The 19,857-nt window shown below is 47.4% G+C and carries 19 protein-coding genes and 1 riboswitch; of the genes, 12 read left to right on the top strand and 7 right to left on the bottom strand.

All coding sequences use genetic code 11. The features are described 5' to 3' along the window. Nucleotides 1-134: 134 nt before the first annotated feature. On the bottom strand, nt 135-1,004 hold the full coding sequence (locus BBD41_RS09535) for an alpha/beta fold hydrolase (protein WP_099477414.1): 870 nt from the start codon (nt 1,002-1,004) through the stop codon (nt 135-137). Nucleotides 1,005-1,154: 150 nt separating this feature from the next. Here BBD41_RS09535 and BBD41_RS09530 point away from each other — a divergent pair, with 150 nt between their 5' ends. From BBD41_RS09530 to BBD41_RS09520, 3 genes are all read left to right on the top strand, one after another. Then, nucleotides 1,155-1,856: a MerR family DNA-binding transcriptional regulator gene (locus BBD41_RS09530; protein ID WP_099477413.1), complete on the top strand. Its 702-nt coding sequence runs from the start codon at nt 1,155-1,157 to the stop codon at nt 1,854-1,856. 92 nt (nt 1,857-1,948) lie between these two features. Beyond that, nucleotides 1,949-2,356, top strand: a complete 408-nt coding sequence (locus BBD41_RS09525) for an MmcQ/YjbR family DNA-binding protein (protein WP_206098296.1) — start codon at nt 1,949-1,951, stop codon at nt 2,354-2,356. 209 nt (nt 2,357-2,565) lie between these two features. Continuing rightward, the gene (locus BBD41_RS09520; protein ID WP_099480542.1) at nt 2,566-3,111 is read left to right on the top strand and encodes a hypothetical protein; all 546 of its coding nucleotides are present in this window, start codon (nt 2,566-2,568) and stop codon (nt 3,109-3,111) included. Between the two features lie 260 nt (nt 3,112-3,371). On the opposite strand, the gene BBD41_RS09515 is transcribed toward BBD41_RS09520, so the two are convergent. Together BBD41_RS09515 and guaD are read right to left on the bottom strand one after the other, a co-directional pair. After that, nucleotides 3,372-4,724: a uracil-xanthine permease family protein gene (locus BBD41_RS09515; protein WP_099477412.1), complete on the bottom strand. Its 1,353-nt coding sequence runs from the start codon at nt 4,722-4,724 to the stop codon at nt 3,372-3,374. Between the two features lie 43 nt (nt 4,725-4,767). Beyond that, complete coding sequence (guaD, locus tag BBD41_RS09510) at nt 4,768-6,132, bottom strand: guanine deaminase (RefSeq protein WP_099477411.1); 1,365 nt, start codon at nt 6,130-6,132, stop codon at nt 4,768-4,770. A 223-nt stretch (nt 6,133-6,355) separates the two neighbouring features. On the opposite strand from guaD, the gene BBD41_RS09505 reads away from it, so the two are divergent. Further along, a complete protein-coding gene (locus BBD41_RS09505; protein ID WP_099477410.1) occupies nt 6,356-6,865 on the top strand; it encodes a DUF4241 domain-containing protein in 510 nt (169 codons plus the stop codon). Between the two features lie 95 nt (nt 6,866-6,960). Further along, nucleotides 6,961-7,554, top strand: a complete 594-nt coding sequence (locus BBD41_RS09500) for a GNAT family N-acetyltransferase (protein ID WP_099477409.1) — start codon at nt 6,961-6,963, stop codon at nt 7,552-7,554. Nucleotides 7,555-7,717: 163 nt separating this feature from the next. Here the strand turns inward: BBD41_RS09500 and BBD41_RS09495 are convergent, their stop codons facing one another. Next, nucleotides 7,718-8,638 (bottom strand): copper amine oxidase N-terminal domain-containing protein, encoded by a 921-nt coding sequence (locus tag BBD41_RS09495; protein WP_099477408.1) that lies wholly within the window; start codon nt 8,636-8,638, stop codon nt 7,718-7,720. 310 nt (nt 8,639-8,948) lie between these two features. On the opposite strand from BBD41_RS09495, the gene BBD41_RS09490 reads away from it, so the two are divergent. Next, on the top strand, nt 8,949-11,183 hold the full coding sequence (locus tag BBD41_RS09490) for a LuxR family transcriptional regulator (RefSeq protein WP_237087046.1): 2,235 nt from the start codon (nt 8,949-8,951) through the stop codon (nt 11,181-11,183). Here the strand turns inward: BBD41_RS09490 and BBD41_RS30635 are convergent. Beyond that, the gene (locus BBD41_RS30635) at nt 11,109-11,357 is read right to left on the bottom strand and encodes a cytochrome P450 (RefSeq protein ID WP_125461238.1); all 249 of its coding nucleotides are present in this window, start codon (nt 11,355-11,357) and stop codon (nt 11,109-11,111) included. The two genes, BBD41_RS09490 and BBD41_RS30635, sit on opposite strands and share 75 nt — an antisense overlap. Before the next feature lie 765 nt (nt 11,358-12,122). Between BBD41_RS30635 and BBD41_RS09480 the strand changes: the two genes are divergently transcribed. From BBD41_RS09480 to BBD41_RS09470, 4 genes are all read left to right on the top strand, one after another. Further along, entirely contained in the window at nt 12,123-13,001 is an 879-nt protein-coding gene (locus tag BBD41_RS09480; protein WP_157929284.1) for an alpha/beta fold hydrolase, read from the top strand. A 124-nt stretch (nt 13,002-13,125) separates the two neighbouring features. After that, nucleotides 13,126-13,398: a GNAT family N-acetyltransferase gene (locus BBD41_RS30630; RefSeq protein WP_418304244.1), complete on the top strand. Its 273-nt coding sequence runs from the start codon at nt 13,126-13,128 to the stop codon at nt 13,396-13,398. Further along, nucleotides 13,380-13,946: a GNAT family N-acetyltransferase gene (locus tag BBD41_RS09475; RefSeq protein WP_099477406.1), complete on the top strand. Its 567-nt coding sequence runs from the start codon at nt 13,380-13,382 to the stop codon at nt 13,944-13,946. Before BBD41_RS30630 ends, BBD41_RS09475 begins: the two co-directional genes overlap by 19 nt. Next, complete coding sequence (locus BBD41_RS09470; protein WP_099477405.1) at nt 13,943-14,362, top strand: GNAT family N-acetyltransferase; 420 nt, start codon at nt 13,943-13,945, stop codon at nt 14,360-14,362. The genes BBD41_RS09475 and BBD41_RS09470 overlap by 4 nt, the downstream gene beginning before the upstream one ends. A gap of 526 nt (nt 14,363-14,888) precedes the next feature. Here BBD41_RS09470 and BBD41_RS09465 read toward each other — a convergent pair. Together BBD41_RS09465 and BBD41_RS09460 are read right to left on the bottom strand one after the other, a co-directional pair. Beyond that, a complete protein-coding gene (locus BBD41_RS09465) occupies nt 14,889-16,031 on the bottom strand; it encodes an ATP-grasp domain-containing protein (protein WP_099477404.1) in 1,143 nt (380 codons plus the stop codon). Continuing rightward, the gene (locus BBD41_RS09460; protein ID WP_099477403.1) at nt 16,025-16,861 is read right to left on the bottom strand and encodes a hypothetical protein; all 837 of its coding nucleotides are present in this window, start codon (nt 16,859-16,861) and stop codon (nt 16,025-16,027) included. The genes BBD41_RS09465 and BBD41_RS09460 overlap by 7 nt, the downstream gene beginning before the upstream one ends. A 203-nt stretch (nt 16,862-17,064) precedes the next feature. Next, nucleotides 17,065-17,151: riboswitch (cyclic di-GMP riboswitch) on the bottom strand. Between the two features lie 554 nt (nt 17,152-17,705). Between BBD41_RS09460 and BBD41_RS09455 the strand changes: the two genes are divergently transcribed. Both BBD41_RS09455 and BBD41_RS09450 read left to right on the top strand, forming a co-directional pair. After that, nucleotides 17,706-18,662, top strand: a complete 957-nt coding sequence (locus BBD41_RS09455) for a VOC family protein (RefSeq protein WP_099477402.1) — start codon at nt 17,706-17,708, stop codon at nt 18,660-18,662. Between the two features lie 84 nt (nt 18,663-18,746). After that, nucleotides 18,747-19,676, top strand: a complete 930-nt coding sequence (locus BBD41_RS09450; protein ID WP_237087044.1) for an FAD-dependent oxidoreductase — start codon at nt 18,747-18,749, stop codon at nt 19,674-19,676. Nucleotides 19,677-19,857 lie beyond the last annotated feature (181 nt).

Here is a 19,857-nt window from a genome sequence, read left to right as displayed (position 1 = left end):
TGCTCTGGATTTGATGATAGCGAGCTTCCAAAGCGGTCAACATCTTGGAAAATGGAATGATACATATAAGAGGCAGCCGATGGAACTCGATCGGCTGCCCTCTTGTTTTTTTAAATCATCAACAATTTGTTTAACTACTTCAAATGTTTAATGAACCAAGCCTTTATCAATGGCAGAACCGTTGCAGGTTGCATGGCTTTGGTGTGATCCATATCCTTTCCTTTTAGGATTTCTATATCCCATCCGAGCTGTTCTAATTCTTGTTTATTGTTTTGAAGTATACCGATAATATCAACTATGACATTGCCGAAGTTCTCTCCATAAACGATAGTGTCTTTTTCCCCGGCAAACGCCAATCTCGGAATAGCTAATTTATGTTGAATTTCCCGATCATCAAATTCCATTAAATGTTCGTACATTGTAACAAACTGTTTAGTTTGATTCGTGTCGATTTTTACTTGTATGTTATCCCAATCGACCTTTTCTGGACTGATTTGGCTCTGTTCATCAACAACGGAAGCATTTTGATTACTTAAAGCTTGTTTATACGTTTTATTTGTCACAACCATCATTTCTTTATACGGACCATCTATTGGCGGAAAGCCACCCATGATTAAGCATTCTAGTCTGTCTGTCCGAATAGCTAATTGTAATCCAACCAAAGCCAACCAAGAGTAACCATAATAGCTAAACTTCTTAACGTTCATTTCATTAGCAATGGTTAGCAGATCTTGTACTATGCTTTCAGGTGTGAGATTCTCCGGATTCGGATGTTGTAAACGGTGTCCTTCGTAGTCGAAGTGTAAAATCCGGAACTTGTCCATAAGTCCCTCAACCAAATGCTTTCCTAATTCGGGGTCTACTCCCCACAGCTTTAAGTGTTCGGCTTCCTGTCCATAAACAGATTCTTTAGCAACCGGAAGCATGATTGTGGGAGAGTTTGCATTGCCTACTAAACCAACTTTTAGCTCTGATCCATCCGTAAGTTTTATGTTCTTTTCCATTTATATCACTCCTAAACGGTTCATATGACCATCATATAACATTCATGCAATCTTTCGGTTTTCTATTTCCCGCCCTTTATATATTGGGGGTTTATTGGAAAATATGTTATTGTAGCACTTGAAGGTCTTACTTTAAAAAGGAGATAATCGATGGAGACATATACCCCTAAACAAATTGCAAAGACCTTGAATGTTAGCACCACAACTTTGCGAAGATATGAAGAACTAGATCTCATTCCTGCCGTACCGAGAACAAAAAGTAATCACCGTTTCTATACATCGCTACACTTCCAAGCTTTTACTACGATTAGAGCCTTGTTGAAAGGATATGACATCCCTATTGTTTACGAAGTCATGAGACTGAGTAAAAATGCACGATATGAAGAAGCCCTTTGGTTAGTTAATGAACAGCAATATCATATTCAAGTGGAGAAGCAGCGAGTCGAAGAAATCCTTACGATGATCCAAAATGCCGATTTTACCAAATATAAAAATGTAAAACTAAAAGAATATATGAGTATTGGAGAGGCTGCCCAAATAGCGGGCGTAAATACTTCAGCTATCCGGCATTGGGAACATGAGGGATTAATCCATTCAGAAAGAAATAAAGAAAACGGTTATAGAATGTTCTCCATATCTCAACTTCGTAAAATCCTTGTCATAAGCAGCTTGAGGAAAACCGTTTATTATATTGAAAATATGAAGAGTTTATTGAATAATTTGGACACCCAAAACTATGATAAAGTCGAACGTTCCTTTCAGTTGGCTTTGCAAAATTTAAATAATCAACTCGTGCTGCAATTGAAAGGAATCGCAGAATTGATAAAATATATAAGCTTTTGCCAAAGGTAAACGATATCTGTGTTCGATTGTTTGTCATTTCATTTGAATTATTATACAATTAGGACAATATTTTGGAATTATGAGTTGAGGAAGACGTGATCATGGTATTTCATACCTATACGATAGGGAGGCGAAAACGATTGGGGCCGTCCGACCATCTTCATATGGTTCGAAATCTTGCTCTATCCTTGCCGTCCGTGGAAGAGGGGACCTCTTACGGAACCCCTGCATATCGCATCAAAGGAAAGCTATTGGCGCGTCTGCATGAAGATGGAGTTACCCTCGTACTAAGAATGGACTACGAAACTCGGGACTTCTTGACGCAGTTCGATCCCGATGTCTATTACATCACGGATCATTACCGCAACGCTCCGTATGTGCTTGTGCGCCTTTCGGCCGTCGACCCGAAGGAACTGCTGGAGCATCTCGAACGAGCGTGGAGATCCTGTGCACCAAAGAAGCTTCTGGATGGGTACAGCCCTAGTTGGAGGTTCGGAACGGAATCTTAGTGCTGCGTGTTGCAAAAGCGTTTAGCCAGCGCCTTAAATTTGCCATTACAGAGACATCACGGTGAATGATCCGTCTCGCAAGTCCGCCGAGTGGAAGACGTTCTTTAGCAGTCCAAACTGTCTTTCAGTCGTGGACTGCTTTTTTTGATGCTACGCCCAGCATGGGCCGAGGATAGAACCAGGAATTAGAAATGGGGTTCGGAATAAAAGTGGAAAAGAGAAGATTTTTATTAACATTTGGTCGGAATTTAGACCATAGCAATATCGACTACTTGGTCCAGAGCCGACTGTTTAAGTATAAGGGGAGGATTCAGGAGGATTATTTCAATCCCGTTCTTAAAAGAGGCGCTGAGTTGATTTTGAACTACCAGATTATCGATACGAATTTTAATCGTGTGTCAATGAAGTATTATTTGGATGATTTTCATTTAACGGAAACGCAGAAGAATGGGTTTATGCTCTCCTTGCAAAAATTGAAGGGTACGCATGTCTGGTGTGATCCGAAAGCTCAAGGACATGCCTTTTGCGAAGTGAATGGGATTAAGTACAGTTTTCATGTTTATCGGTCACTTCAAGGACAAGAATTTCGCTTCCCGGAATATTACAATGACAGCACGGCTGATGCTACGATTCAGAGCCAACTGCATAAGCTCCCAGAGGAAGAACAATATTTACAGTTTCCTGCAGATATGAATCCAGAGGAACAAGATGAAATTACGATTACATGGATACAAAGACTAATTGAAATGAAATAGACAGGTCTGCGCTTATGTTGCAGGGTCTTATTTTCTTTTTGAATTGCCCAGCCCCATATGCCGAAGTATAAAACATCTGCAATCACCTAATAAATAGCAAGCATCTTCTAAGCTCCTTGACTTTGTGTGTAACGAAGTGTCATATCCCTTTACTATAAAAAAACACCCCCAAAGTCTGCGATGAACGCAGTCTCTTTGGGGGCAGCCTTGTTTAGCCTTCATATAATCCGCTCGTTGTGCTTCGCATTACAACTTACTTCTTATTTAGCGCTCGGCAGTAACTTGTTCAACACAATTGCTGCAAGGGAAGCAGCCAGAATTGGGGAGCCCAGTAGATACTGCACGAACGTAGGAAGCGTATATAAGAAATCTTTAGGAATGAGCACTAGCGCCAACGTCAGAATCATCGGGATGGCGATAATGTACATTTCCTTTTCACGAATGGTTACGTTCTTCACGACCTGGATTCCGTTAATCGAGATGATGCCGCAGACGATCGCGAATACGCCGCCGATGACAGCTGTAGGAATCGAGGAGATCAGCGCAGCCAATTTACCGGAGCAGCCGAACAGGACGAACCATCCGCCTACCGCAAGGAAGACCCGGCGACTGGCTACGCCCGTGATGGAAATAATGCCTGCGTTGGTGGAATAGCCGGTAACCGGCGTTGAACCGAGCACGGAAGCGATCAGACAGCTAATCCCTTCGCCAATAACCCCGCGGTTAATGTTCTTATCCGTTAACGGTTTATCAATGACGTTGCTGATGGCAAACCATGTCCCTGTCGTTTCCGCCAACAGCACGAGATAAATGATGACCATGGTGATGATCGCCGAGAGATCAAATGAGAAGCCAAAGTCCTTAAACGGCAGCTGCGGCATGCTGAACCACTTGGCGCTTGCAACTGGGCTGAAATCCAGGACACCCATAAAGTTGGCCGAGAAGCATCCGATGATTAATGCGATCATGACGGATGTAACTCGGAAAATTGCCCCTTTCGCTCGGAACAACGAACCGAGGGCCACGAATAGAAGGAGTGCAGCGGCTGAGATCAGCGCCAGCAGCACGTTCTGATTGATGGCAGCGTCCGTGGCGCCATAGATATTGTCGCGGATGGCAACCGGCAGTAACGATAGACCGACAATGAAAATAATCGTGCCCCCTACAATCGGCGGGATGAAGGATTTCACGATTTTATTGAAGATTCCCGTATATCCCAAGATCACCACGAGAACCGCACCGACCAAGCTGGCACCCAGCACGGAGCCCCAGCCCGTCTCCCCGCCGCCGCTGGCGGCATAAATGGCGACAATCGCGCCGAGCGGAACATAGGAAGGACCCTGCGCCATCGGCAGCTTCATGCAGAAGTATGTCTGCACGATCGTGGCTAGCCCGGCCGCGATAAACGTGGATTGAATTAATGCGCTGGACTGATTGGGCGCTAAGCCGATTAACATGGCAATCAGGAACGGAACGACATAGACGTCCATCGCGACGACATGCTGCAAACCGAGAATGGCGGATTTCCCGAAGGAAATTTTACCGTCGGGCGGAACCGTTAATTGCTGTGAATTCGTTTGTGCGTCATTTTGCTTGTCTGCTTGTGTTTTCACTCCGATGGACACCTCGAATGTTTAGTTTAATTGGTATATAGGCTTAACGCGAATGAACCTTGTCCCCTTGCACCCACACCTCGCGGATATGCTCAGGTCTTGCCAGATACATGATTTTCTGAAAAATATCGTGCATATCCTCATGCTCATCGAAAATCGGCAGCTTGGCGGATGGAATGCTCGTATCGATCACCTGCACATCCCATGCATAGCCTTCCTGGATACGACCGATCGGCAAGCTCAGACTATCCCCGCCTCCGGCGGTTGCCAGATAGAATGCCTGGTGGATCGTAATGCGCGAATCGGGTACGCCGCGATCTTCAGCAGGGAGGGAAGGGTTAACGCCATCCTCCAGCATCCGCGAAGAAATGACTGCTTGTCGAATATTATCGAAAAGGCTTGGCGAGAAGCCGCCGGAGATATCCGAGCCTAGGCCGATCTCGACATTTTTGGCATGGAAACGGGCGACCGGGATGACGCTATTGGCGAAATACGCGTTGGATATCGGACAATGGGCAATCGCGGTGCCGGTGTCCGCAAATAACTCCACATCCTGATCCTCCAGAAAATTGCAATGCGCCATAACGGATTTATCCCGCAGCAGGCCAAAATCATGCAACGCAAAGGCATCGTTCTTGTCGAATCGATTCTTGACATATCCATGCGCCCAATCGCTTTCGCTGCAGTGGGATTGGACATAGGTGTCATATTTGGCAGCCAGCTCGCCTAAGCCTTTCAGCCCCTCATCGGTGCAGCTTGGAATGAATCGTGGAGTGACGACGGGATAGACGCCTTGTTTTGTAGTCTTGGCTAATTCCTGTACAGCGATAATAAATTCTTCCGTATCCGCAAGTGCGGTGGATGTGTCCTTATCGCGGTAGTATTCCGGATTCTGCTCGGGATCGTCCATGACGACTTTGCCAACCAGTCCGCGCTGGCCTTTGCTTGCACAGATTTGGGCTAACAGCAAGCTGGCTTCCTTATGCACCGTTGCAAAATAAAGAGCCGTTGTCGTTCCGTTGGCCAGTAAGGTGCTGACCACGTCATCGTAAACCTTGCGCGCAAATTCAAGATCGGAAAATTTCGATTCCAGCGGGAAGGTGTACGTATTTAACCAGTCGTAGAGCGGGATGTCCAATGCGGTTCCGGACTGGGCCCACTGCGGCGCATGCACATGCAAGTCGACAAAACCAGGCAAGAAATACTGCCCCGCCTCTAACCGATGAAACTTGTCCGTACCTTGATAGGCATCCAGCAAGGACGCGTAATCAGCGTCCTCGGGGGCGACGATTCGCTCAATCATGCCGTCGGCATTGATGCAGTACAGATGGTCCCGTAATACTTGAATTTCTGTGGGCGATTTGCTTGAAAAAGACGTGCCTTGAAATAATTGCATATATTTACTCATGGATACCGCCTTAATGTTCGTTTTTTGGAATTTGTTTGTTATTATAGACCTTCAAAAAGGATTCGTCCATACCCCAAAGGCGAATAGATGTAGACATATGTCGAATCTTTGCGATTGTAGTACGCCTGTTCTGATGGATAACCATCCTGGTGTCTCATTAAACATTCCTCTGCACCCATGATAGAATAGATGTAAATCCAAGCGGTTATGGGAGGTATCCTCATTGATCATTCAACTGGGTAATTTCGAAGTAACTTCCGGACAATTGGTAGTTGCGGATCCGTGTTACGAATTAGATACGAGCATCGTCATTATGGGGGTAGTGGAGCCTGCATTGAACGGAACGTGGGTCTCGGAAGTGGAGAAGGCGGAGATCCCCGACTGGGGTGAAGCCAACGCCAGGCTGACGGCATACCATCGATCCGTTGCGGAACAAGGGGCCTTTCTGGAGTGGATCAAGTGTCCTTTCGTGGCGGGGGTGGACAGCGGACAGGCTGGGATTTTTGATATTCACAAATACCGGATTCCGGATGCGAAAGAAGTATCAGAGAGCACGGATACGGCATGGTATTATGCCTGCTGTGATATCACCGAAAGCGGGGAAGAGGCGGGGGTTCTCGAGGGAGGCGTTGTCTCGCGTACCGGCATAGGCGACGGGGCGTACGGCGTATATAAGGCGGTTAATGCAGAGGATCAGGTGGTAGGCGTGAAGATTGTTTTTATCAAAAGCTAGGACACATCCGCACCGCAAGGACTAACGTATCGTAAGCCGGTACATGATTTCCCACATGGCTTTAGGCAGCGTGACGGTCAAATTATTTTTAAAGGGTGATTCCTATAGAAGCTATACGCATTAAACCGATTCATAGGTTCACGGATGAAGAACAACATGAACTTGGGGAGTGCGGATATTCCTCAAACGCCAAGTACAAGGTGACAAAAATTGAAAATGAAGAAAGAACCACGATCGACATTCAATTAGTAGAGCTTGAAGCACCGTATCATAAAGAATATACAGATAGTGAAGACGATTTGGAGCTTTACAGCAAGATCGCTCCCATGGGATATTCACTAGGAGCATACATAGGTACTCGATTAATCGGGGTTGTCATCGCTGAGGAAATAAAGTGGAATAATACCGTTTTGATTTGGCATTTCCAAGTCTCGGAAGACTATAGAAGAATGCATGTTGGCAAACAATTGATCGATGAATTAGTTCGTCTTGCAGAAGGAAACGGAATACGAGCAATAAACCTGGAAACGCAAAACACGAACGTAAATGCTATAAGATTTTACAGAAAATGTGGATTTGAAATTGAAGGCATTGATTTATCCTATTACACCAATGATGATGTTGTAGATGGGGAAGTGGCCATATTTATGAAAAGAAAAATCGGGCAAATCGGGCAAGCGTTCAAGTAAATGCGGAGCAAGGCCTCTCCCCAACTTGGCGAGAGCACCCCATAGAGTGAGCATCAGAAACATACGTGAGTGATAATGGAACTGCACCCCTATTGTTAGACAGAACTAACAACGGAGGTGCAGCTTTTTTTATGACTACATTTCGTTTGGAGACGAAGCTGGCCTATTCTTCGGGAATGTCCACGATAATATAATTTTCTTTCATTTGATTTTGCTCAAGTTCCTGATCTTTATAGGTGACCTTATTCCAGTTTTGGTTGTTAATAAGGCTATAGCCCGTAGCCCCGATATGAGGCATCCAACGGAAGCTTGCAAAGGTTGTATCCTTAAATGACGGAAGTGTTCCAGCTTCATCTGTCAACATGCGATTAATAAAATAAAGGTCGTTTGCCGTGCCTGGTTTATCACCTAGGAGGCCCTGCCATTTCAGATAAGCGATATGGTTAGAAATTTTATAGTAACTAACGACGTTATTATTTACTTCGATGAACTGGCCTGATTCCCGTTCAGGAAAATAATATTGAAGACTTAACGTATCCAATGTCGGCTCAAATTCTTTCGGTAGTTGGGAAACCTTTGGCAAATTTATCGCTGCATTTCTTGCAGTATGAAGCTCGTCGCTTTTATAATCCTTGGTCAGTTTTGAACTTGCTTTTGTAATGAATGCGGTTTGGGTCGACTGATTCCAGGTTACGGAGCTGCTCATTGCTTCTGTAACAAAGCGCAAAGGAATCATGGTTTTGCCTTTATAGATGAACGGCGCGGAGCTAAGTTTTACGGGTTTACTATTCTTTTGTGCAGTTGTTTTATTGATCGTGAGGATTAAATGAGTCTCTTTTCCTTGGACGGTTACTTGCTTTGTCTTATTGTTCCACTTAAACGTTAAATCGTCTAGAGTCTTGGCTCCCGTTAAGGTAATAAATACTTGGTTGTTTTTTAAAAGTATATCTTCAGAGGATAGACTTGTGTTGTTGATGATTACATGTGGTTCCTGTTTTGAAGCTGCTGAAGATATGTTGTGGTTTGGGACAATTAGAGCCGCAGCGCATAGCAGGGCGATTGAAATTCGCGATATTTTTTTCATGATTTCCCTCCAAAATATGGTGTTCATCCTTTTTGACGTAAAAAAAGATGGAAAGTTGCAAGGACTTTATTCATTGAAGGTCGCTCGCTTTGGGCTGGGTCCTCTAAACCACATCACTAGAAGTGATATGTTTGATTCCTCCCAGACTTCATCCTCCAGTTCTGATTCGGGTAGCCGATGAAGCTGGAAGGGCTGCGGAAGAACTGGAAATGACTACATGCAAAAATAATTAAGGAAATGTCTGTCATATATGAGGCATTTGTAATGGAACAATCCCCACTCCTGATAGAAGGATTATGTCTGGGCGGTCTTGCCCGATGAACTTGAGGCTTTGAACCGGGAGCAGAAAGAAGATCACCACGATGCTGCTTATCTGTCACCCCGACTTACTTTTGGCGTAAGCCTTATACGCCTCAATTCCCAGTTTTTACATGAAATGTATGGTATAATATTACGTACCAAAGCGCCGTCGAGTGCGCCTTGTGATCTGGCAAAGAAAGCGATTGGTGATAGTTTGTTAAAGAATCAAGCTAACAGCCTGATTGACCTCGAGCTCCAATTCATTGTTGGCCGCGAGCAGGAGCTTATGGCATTTGAGAGCAAGCTTGCACAAATAAAACTGGATCAGGAGCCGGGATTGTTTCATGTATATGGTACCGCCGGCGTGGGAAAAAGTACATTTCTACGTTTATGCCGACAAAAAGCACAGCAATATGGTGCCGTTTATCTTCAATTGGACAGCCGTGATTTTGTCCATTCTGAGAAAGGAATTGGTGCTGCGCTTCTTTCACAGATCGGCTTTACAGGAGAGAGTGAATATGATCCGATACAGCGCTTTTGCGAACATCTTGCGCAGCAATCAGGTGAACGTGTGATCGTGCTGGCGATCGATACCTATGAAGAAATGCAAGATATGGAGAACTGGCTTCGCGACCGCTTTATTCCCACAGCTCCTTCAGGGCTGCTTTTGCTGTCGGCGGGACGGTATCCTCTTCGCGGAAGCTGGTTGTGGTCCCCGGTCTGGCGTGAGCGCCTCCACCAATTGCCGCTTCAGCAGCTTAATCGAAAGGACTGCCTCAACTATCTTAATTTGTGCGGAATCACGGACGAGCTTCAAATCGAACAAATTTGGCGCAGGACAAACGGCCATCCGCTTGCGCTTTCGTTAGCTGCAGCTGCTAACAATCTCGCAGAAAGTTTAGTGTCTTTCGAAGGCGGTGACTGGTTTGAGCAGTTAGCTGCTTTGTGGCTTCAGGAAGTACGAGATCGGGAACTTATCTATTTTATTGAATCGGCATCCATTATGCGGGTATTTGATCAAGAGAGGCTCTCCGCAGTCATGAAGCAGGATGTGCCCAGCTATTTTTTTGACCGACTGATTGCATTGTCATTTGTCAGACGCACCGAGCGTGGGTGGCAGCTGCATGATTTGATGCGCAAATCAATGAATGTCCGTTTGAAGGAAAGGATGCCTAAGCGGTATCGGGAGCTGACAACAAGGTGTGCAGAATATTATGCGAAGGCTATTCTACAGAGCAAAGATCGAAGCGACATCGAATGGGAGGTTAGCGAATTACTCTCTTATGTGGATATTGACGTTCTGCGCGCCTTATCTTATGAGGACGATTACAGTTATTACTGGGAAGCTGTGACGGAAACAACACTTCGGGATGCTATTGCTTATGCGAAGTGGAGGGAAACCAGCACGCAGCCTGTTTCAGGATATGAGGTTGATCCGGAGACAGGTGCTAGATTCCGAATTGAGTATTCAAGAGAGATGGTCCGTTACAATGCGGCTCCGCTCGATCTGGAAGCTCTTTATGGGCTGGAGCCGTTGTCGATCAAGCTCCTGCGGGGCCCGAATGATCAAGCTTGCGGTTTGGCGATTTGCATACCCATCCATGCCGGGACATTGGCGTGGCTTGAAAAGGATCCCCTTAGCAGCCCCTATTTAAGTACGCTTACAGAAACGGAACGAGACATGCTGGCTGCTCCTCGAGAGCAGCCGGCCGGATGGTTTATTCGTTCGCTCGATTTTGCCGACATCCTTAATCCACAAGCTCGAACGGCCGGCATTCGACTCATTTATTCGTACTTGTGCAGAGGAGGGCTTACCATCTGTACGCCCTATGACAGTGAAATCGGCCGCAAATCCTATACCGCATTTGGATTTCTCCCTGTGGAAGGGGCATCGCATCGCAATCACGACGGGCGAACACTCACACCGACCTATGCCCTCGATACGCGGAACGGGAAGCTTGTTGCTTTCTTAACACAGCTATTTAGGCGGTCAGGAATAGAACTCGATATAAGTGGCTGCCTCCCGGAGGTTCCGCCACGATACGAGCCGAACTTAATCGGGATCCTCAGTGAACGGGAGTATGAAGTCGCTAAGGAAGTGGCAGCTGGTTATTCCAATGCTGAAGTCGCTACAAGGCTACTCATTAGCGAATCCACGGTAAAGAAACATTTAAAGTCCATTTTTATGAAGCTGGACATTCACAATCGAACACAACTGACGGCCAAGCTGATTGCCAAACCGTGATTGAAGTAGTGCCCCGAACGGGGAATTGGCCGTCGTCGGAATGGTATTGACATCATCACGGTCAAACCGTTCCGTCTTATACTTTTCCGGCTCATCATAAAGCCTTCTGCTCATATGCAGCGGATATGGGCTGATTATGAACCTTTCGCCAGGTCGGAGAAATAACCGACGCATACATCCTTCGCAGCTGTTTGTGATGTAACCTGCCAGCTTGGGACCAAACGCCCCCCCGTATCAAGTTGAACGTAATTCTGGCAGCTTATCCGTCAGATTTACCGTTATTTCTTTCCCCACCCTCAATAAGTTACAGCATGCTGCTTGCCATTTTGACGGCATACCCTGCTTTTCACAGCTAAGCCAGTACCCGAAAGTCTACCTTTTGCTTGGAAAGAATACCCGAAAGGACAATACTATCCTTACTCTTACCTAGTTATGATAACTATGTACGAGGAAAGGAGGCCCCATATTCGTTGGGAATTCCGTATTCGGAGAAAGGACAGCAGCCGTACATTTTCGAGGTCATGATTCATGATGACCGGGCCACTGTTTCTTGTCGGCTGTACCTATTCCGTTTCTTAAATGAGCTGCATGAAGTCGCTCAGCGGAACGGATACTCACTCGGATCGGATAGTGAAATCTTCATCACCCATCATGATCCCAATCATATGAGCGAACTTGCCGCTTTCAAGCGCGAACATCCTTCAATAGAAACCAGATACCAGGCAGGCGTTCATGAAGCTCACTAATCGGTACATAAATGATTAAGTCTTATAAAGGAGTACGTTATATGAATCCTGAAATCCGAAGCGGTATGAATGATCCGCAGAAGCTACAGGCTAGCTTTAGAAGAGAAAGTCGGTTATTTTGATTGGCAGTATTCTAAATGTTAATTAAGGTGGCTGCATGCTCACGAATCTGACAGTAAAGGAGCGTCTCAACTTGAACGTCAAGGCGTATGATACAGGTGAGATAATGTTGAGTTATATGGAAGGCGGAGACCCGTCAGCGCGCCCGCTGCTATTACTTCATGGCGGATCTTCGAGGTGGCAGAGCTTTTCCAGCCTTATACCTGACTTAATCGGGAAATTTCATCTTTATGCTCTCGACTTGAGGGGACACGGTCGTTCCGGACGTGCTTCTTCCCCTTTGGGCTATCGTATGGAGGACTATCTTTCCGATGTGATTAATTTAATCCGTTATATCATTAAAGAGCCTCCGGTCATCTTTGGGCATTCCCTCGGTGGCATGATCGCCTTGATGGCTGGGGCTTCGTACCCGGCATCCGTGAACTCAATTGTTGTAGGCGACGCTCCTCTATCATCCGATGTGCTTAAAGTGCATACCGATCGTCAGCGGGAAATGACGGAGCGATGGCGGCAAGTTGCGGAGAACGGTACGATTAACGATATTATCTTCGAGCTTCAACATATGCACATATCATCACCAGAACAAAAAGAACCTGTCCCTGCAAAAGACGTATTTGGTGAAAACCATCCCTGGTTTGAATTTATGGCGATCAGCTTGAGTCAGAACGATCCTAAGATGTTGTTTTCGATTAACTATCATTTTGATGAGATATACCAAGCCTACTCGGGCATTGATCTGGCTGCGATCGAGTGTCCGGTTTTATTTCTTCAGGCTGATCCGGAGCAGGGCGGACTTCTATCCGATAAGGATGTGAAAAAGGCTGCTGAACTGGTTAGACATTCCCAAGTTGTCCGATTAAACGGCATTGGGCATGCGCTTCATATGCAGGATAAAGATCTGGTTAGCAAAGCCATTCAAGAGTTCATCAGACAAATGGATCACAGTTTTTAAAGTTAGACAGCGGTAATTTGTTTATGTTAGAGAGGAAGAATAAAAATCAAATCATCGCTTTTGAGGAAAGGTTCTATGACTTGTCCAAATTTGGTATCGGGCTGTACGCGATACCCATACATTTTTGTCGGCTGCTGACTTTGCATTCTACTATGAGCTTGTTCAGAAGGGAGCATTAAACGCTTCAGAGATTTGCGTTGAAGTAAGCGATTATGGAGAACCAAGAGGGCTTATCGGTTTGGAAGGCTTTAAAATTGTCATGTTATTTGTCGATCCTGATGAATTCGGTCAGGGGATCGGCACCAGCCTCATCCGGCATGCCGAGGCGTTGAAAGGCAGCGTTCTACAGGTTGATGTGAACGAGCAGAACGAACTTAAATGGGAGGAAATCCCCTAATGATATCTCTAGAAACGAGAAGGTTGCTGCTTCGGTCGTACGAGTGGAAGCATCTTCAAGCGTTACATAAAATTCTGTCCGATCCGGTAACGATGAAATTTTGGCCAGCGCCTTTTTCAATCGAGCAAACTCGGGAATGGATAGGGGGAAGCATGGAATTATACACGAGCGGATTCGGTCGGCTTGGCATATTTCGAAAGGACAACGGCTTCCTTATAGGGGATGCCGGACTTCGGGTCGTGAATATTGACGGCAGACAAGAAAATGACTTGGGATATATCATTAAAGCAAAGTATTGGGGACAAGGTTACGGTAAAGAAGCGGCTGCAGCCGTGTTTAATTATGGATTGCATACACTGAAACTGCAAAGAATTTGCGCCAATATGCCGGTGGACCATTTCGGTTCGATTAAAGTGGCAGCCCGTCTCGGAATGGTCTTGAAAAGAGAGTTTTTAAACCAGAGAAACCGTAATATTCGAACCTATTTATATATTTATGATGTTCTTGCTAACAAGCGAAGTGAAGGTTACGCGGAGGATCAAGAATGATTCAAATCAGGAGAGTCATGGAAGAAAAGAGTTCAGTTCTTGAGATGATTAGGGAAGAGCTGTATGGCTTTAATAAGATGAACATCACATCAGCTGAATATGAAGCGTTGAATTTCATAGTAAGATCCAAAACTGGGGAATTGATTGCCGGTTTGCTTAGTAATCGATTCGGAGAAGCTGTATCGTTAGAAATTTTATGGGTACATGAAGAATATAGACTCCAGGGTATCGGAAACAAGCTGCTTAGGGAACTGGAGAGAGTCGCCAAAGAATCGGGTGCCAAAAGAATTCATTTGGACACGCACGAGTTTCAAGCACCCGAGTTTTACATTAAGAATGGGTATGTGATCTTTGGTGTTCTTGAACATGTGCCTTTGACAGGCATTACGAGATATTATATGAAAAAAGAGTTATAAACCGTCTGTACCGAAGTTCTGACCTCGTTCCCAGTCACACTCTTCTGGGATTTGTGGTCATTTCTTATGTATGCCGCTTTAGTAGAAACAACAAATCCGCAGGTAGTTGTAACAGCCCGTACGCTTCCACATCATAATGCTTCACATCCATTCTGAAGAAGAATGGGTTTAGACTGAAAGGTGTAATATTGGATAGCAAGGACGGCGAAGTTTGGGAATGGGTATGGGCCAGCACAGATTGCTAAGTCCATCATCTATCAGATGGATCGATCCGATAAACTACTTAGTAGCTTAGTAGAAAATTTAGAAGACGGCTTAAATACGGGGCTTTTATTGGCATAAAATAGTCCCCCTATACTGATATTAGTCCTGGGGATATAAAAAGACGACTGTCTCAAAAGAGTCTTAGCTAACGACCTTTTGGGACAGCCTCTCATAACACGATGGATACGTTAGTTCAACGCTTCCAGTTTAAGTGGACGCATCCTGTCCAAATTTCAAATTTGTGACATTAAGGTAATCCTATCTAAGGCGACCGCAGGCTCAGCAGCCGGGGAATTTCCTCCCGCGATGGCACTCGCGTGAAGGCGATGCCAAGGAAGGGCGACTTCTCCCGATCTGCTGCAACAAAGCCGACGCGATTCGGCCCGACCGCAGCTAGAAAATCTGCGGTTTGCGCCATGCGGTCGGTGCCTGGTGCCGCGATGCCGACTACCAGCGCATAGATATCGTCGTCTCCCATGCAAAGGGCCGGCCAGTCTGGCCCCGTGTCCGTGAAGAAGCACAGGTACGGATTGTGGCCAAAGGCATGGAACGCGAGATCCGAGAAACCGATCTGTCCGAAGCGCAGGGGATTCAGTTCGATTGGCACCAGTACGCCGTCGCTGCGCAGCCGGGCTTCGAGGTGGAACGCGAACCGGCGTGCCCCAGGGCCGAGGCGTGCGCCGATCCGGTTCAGCAGCTCAGTGGCGGGCGGGAGCAGTGCTCGCATGATGGGGCGAGAAGTGAAATAGACGACATCCGCCACATCGCCCGGCGTGTCGAAGGGATGCTCGTAGATGCCGGTGATCACCGCCTCGCCATCCCCATTCCAGAAACCATCGCAGGCGAACTCGGTTCCCTCGACATAATCCTCGACCAGGAACAGCGTGTCGGACACGACATCAGTGCCGACACGAGCCGACGCGCGGGCGATCTCGTCCAGAGACTGCTCGACAGCCTCCGCCCAGGCGTCAGCCGAAGCGACCACCCGGACGCCGATCGAGTTGGTGCCGATACTTGGCTTCAGCACCACCGAACGGTCGGATGGTGGTCGGAACGTGCAGAGTTCGTCAGGACGCAACGCAACGCAACGGAATGCGGGAGTGAGATCGGACGTCAGCCGACGGAAGGCTGCCTTGTCCTTGCATAGGCCCGCAAGATGCTTGTGCGCGGGTGAGGCAAGGCGCATGATGGCAGCGTAGCTCGGCTCCCAGCCATAGAAGACGGGGGTGTCGTGCCGGGCGGCCTCATCTGGGCCCGCTGGTACCCGGTCTCCAAGGGCGGCCACGACGTCGTCGAAGGCCGGCTCGGCACAGATCCGGACCGGGACTTGCGTAAGCGCGTCGTGGAGGACGGGCGAAAGCGCGGGGCCGGAGAGCAGGCAGCGCACCGGCTCGTACGTCAGCACCACAGCCTCAGCGGCTTGCCCGGCTGGTATCCGATGAAGGCCTGGACGCTGATCCGGATGCCGCCGGAGAAGCTGCTGACCGCATGCGGCTTGCGCGTGTTGATCAACACCAGCTCACACTCCTGGGGATGGATGACAACCGGCTTCGGCAAGTCGGTGCGCGGGATGGTGCCGTCGGGGAGCCGCTCAATGTCGGCATACGACAAGGTCGGGACATTCCAGCTCTCGAGCGTGCCGCCGACCGGAGGCATCTTCAGGTAGATATTCGCGCTGAGCTGCTGGTCGAGCGGGCAGATCGACGCAGGCAGGCAGTCGACATGCGGCTTCTCTTCGAGAATATGCGAATCGTCGGGCGGCATGATGCGCACCATGCCGGCGAACATTTTCCGGCCCTCGAAGGCGGCGATCGTGGCGCCATCCATCCAGGCCTCATCCAGATCGAGTCGCAGCCGGTCGATCGGCGACAGATTCGGCGCACAGAGATCGCGTAGCCTGCGCAGTCCCGGCAGGGCCGCCTGATAGTAGTTCTCCCGTTCGGCGCTGCCCGCCGGGGTGCCGTAGGTCGAGTTGAACGGGATCCCGACGCGGTAGACCCCATAATATTTCTGCTCCGGCACGCCGTCGATGTAGACCTCGTGTGTATAGGCATCAAGCGACGCCTGGGCGAGAATGAAATCGATTATTTTCTGGGCTGTCTCCGAAGAGACATAATTCGGAATTCGAATCGCTGGCACTTTCTCTTCGATCAGATCGCGAATGCTCTCAGGCGAGAGAGAATGGTGAATGGGAACTTCTTCGTAATTGCTAACCATTGTGTTCGTATCAGACATCACATCATTACCTCCAATTCAATAAATGACAACGTTACTCATATAAGTATGTAATTCTCTTCTAAATCCACGCTTGTACTTCAATCCCCCCTTAAGCGTTATTTATATATCATGGCAACATATCCATATATTTACTTTAATGGACAACACAAATAACCTCCCATCAGGTATTCTAAAAGAATAGACGGAGGCTTCCCGTCGTATTCGGTAACTGGCTGGCATAGTGAACATTCACCTTAGCCCCTGTAGCTTTGCGTCCCCGTTTTTCAGCGGGTTTGCCATTATCGTACGATATATGGAATTGTTGTTTAATGTAAATTTATATGATATTTTGTCGTAATGAAATAGACCTATAGTTATGTTTATAATTAAATGCCTAGTCTTACAGTCCCGATTTTGTAATAAATCTATATTTTTTAGCTATATATGAATTGTATTTATATACTTACTTTCACAGCTGCGAAATACTAGATAACCCTTACGGTGACAAGGGAAATGGGAATGCTCATGCTAAGATATCATCTGAAAGAACACAACGAGAAGTCTGATGAAGAATGACGAGTCTATTGAATAAGATTCGTTTATTTTTGTTGGATGCTGACAAAAGCTTCGGTCAGCAGTCTTTACGTTTCGTACTATAATTTTTGCTGTTGTTTGTCCAACCGGACCCCCGTTGTGCGGGGTTCTTGCATTGCTATTTTGTTGGAAACACGTGGATCTAGAGGTTACGGGCGCATGGATAACGAATTATTCCAAGAACAAAATATACTAGCAGATATGGAGATACACCAAATCTTTTTGAATTACATTGCAGCAAGTACCTATTCCATGAGGAGGGTTGTCCATGAAGACCGAAATTAACAGAATCCATCATGTGGGGCATGTGGTCCATGATATGGAGACGGCGCTGGAGTTGTACCGCAAGCTGGGCTTCGTATGCCGACCGCCTGCCTATCCGACAATGGCTGAACAAGAAGGTGAGAGCCCTAAACCGTTTGGAGCAGCTAATGCCCATATCGACTTTGCCGACAATTTCATTGAGATCGTAACGATTGTGCAGGAGGGAGGGAGAATTCCTGACGATGCGCATTTTATCCCGCTTACGGCACCCCCAGCCGTGCTCCCGCGAATCATCGCCTCTATCAAGCGGACCGTTGCGACGATCACTCGTTGTCTGGACCGCTTTGAGGGAACGCATATCTTGGTCTTCTCCACTTCAGAAGCGGACACTTCTGCGGCTCGACTGGACGCGGGAAGCGTTGGACATGGTGGTGTCAATACGATACAGCGTCCCGTGGAGACCTCAACCGGTACTCAATTGGTTTCGGTACGCTTGTTGGAAATCGAGGACGAGCAAGTATCCGAAGGGCGGTTGGCATTCGCTGAAAATCTTCCATTGGACGCTGGGCTGAAACAGATCCATACGGAACATCCGAATGGGGCAATTGCGTTAGTCGAAGCGATACTGTGTGTGGAGGATAAAGCGTTCGATGCCTATGTGACACGGTATCAGCTTTATTTGGGAACTCCGCCGCAACAAGAGGGGAAGGCGCGTGTCTTTGATCTAGAGGGCGGACGCATTAAGCTCATTCCTGAATCCCATGTAACCGATTTGCTCCCGGGAGAAGCCTTCACGTCTTCACCGGGATTTGCCGGATATGCAGTCAAGGTGCGGGACCTTGCTTATACAAGGCGTCATCTTGAGTCCAATGGATTTCCGGTGGTTGAGACGGCGCGGGGAGATATTTTCATTCCGAGCGCCTCCCTTCTCGGGACGGCTCTCATTTTCACGCAAAGATAAGCATCCATATTTTTTTTTCGATCCCTGTCACACTCCGCATCCTTTGCCCGTCATACAGGTAAAAATCGAAGGGAATGATGAACGATGCAACAGTATGATGTGGTCGTTGTTGGCGGAGGGATTGCGGGGTTGGCCGCTGCAATTTATGCAGCGAAAGCAGGGAAGCAAACGCTCATCATTGAAAAACAGGATCGGTTAGGCGGCCGGGCCATGTCCATGAAGAAAAGAGGTGCTTACTTCAATCTGGGCGGGCATGCCTTGTATAAGGGGGATGCTTACGCGACTTTCATGGAGTTGGGACTTAACGTACAGGGAGCGGAGCCCTCGATTGACGGTTACGGGGTGTGGAAGGGGAAATTGAACGTTTTGCCCACGGATATGAAATCTTTATTCACGACCCCGCTCTTGTCTTGGAAGGGGAAGCTGGAGCTTGCTGCCTGGCTGGGGAAACTCGGGAAAATGGATACTCATCCCTATGATCGCATCAGTATTCGCGAATGGGTCGAATCGAATCTGCGGGATCCGATGGTGCGTAATATTTTTTATTCTTTGCTGCGGACGGCAAGTTATGTGGTAGGGCCGGATTTGCCGGCAGCAGGCCCTGCATTGAAGCAGCTGCAAAATGCTCTTCAAGGGGTGTTGTATCTGGATCGGGGCTGGGGCGAACTGGTCGAAGAATTAAGAAAAAAGGCATCCGATCTCGGCGTGCGTTTTGTAACGAACAGCCTGGTTACGTCCATCGATGTCCAGGATGGCAGCGTGCGTCACGTGCTGTGCAAGGATGGAGCGAAGATCGGCGCACACCATGTCGTTCTCGCCACACCGCCTTCTGTAGCCCACCAGCTGGTGCCTTGTTCAGAAAAAACCTCCCTTCATACCTGGAAAGAACAAGCGATCGAAATCACGGCAGCCTGCCTGGATGTTGCATTGAGACGCCTCCCGAAACCCAAACAACAATTTGTATACGGCATCGATCAGACGGTCTTTCTTAGTAATCAATCGCGCGCTGCCTAGCTAAGCGACGACGGTGCGCAAGTCATATCCGTTCTGAAATACCAAGGGAAAGAGACCGACCCAGATAAGGATTTGCGCGAGCTTGAAGGGATGCTGGATGTGGTGCAGCCGGGGTGGCGGGAAGAGCTGGTTGTCAAACAATACCTGCCGAAAATGACGGTTTCGCATGATTTTATGCATG

Origin of the sequence: Paenibacillus ihbetae (assembly GCF_002741055.1) — a bacterium.
Taxonomy (GTDB): Bacteria; Bacillota; Bacilli; order Paenibacillales; family Paenibacillaceae; genus Paenibacillus_AQ; species Paenibacillus_AQ ihbetae.
The sequence above is the reverse complement of the archived record's forward strand: the minus strand, read 5'-3'. Positions and strand labels throughout refer to the sequence as shown.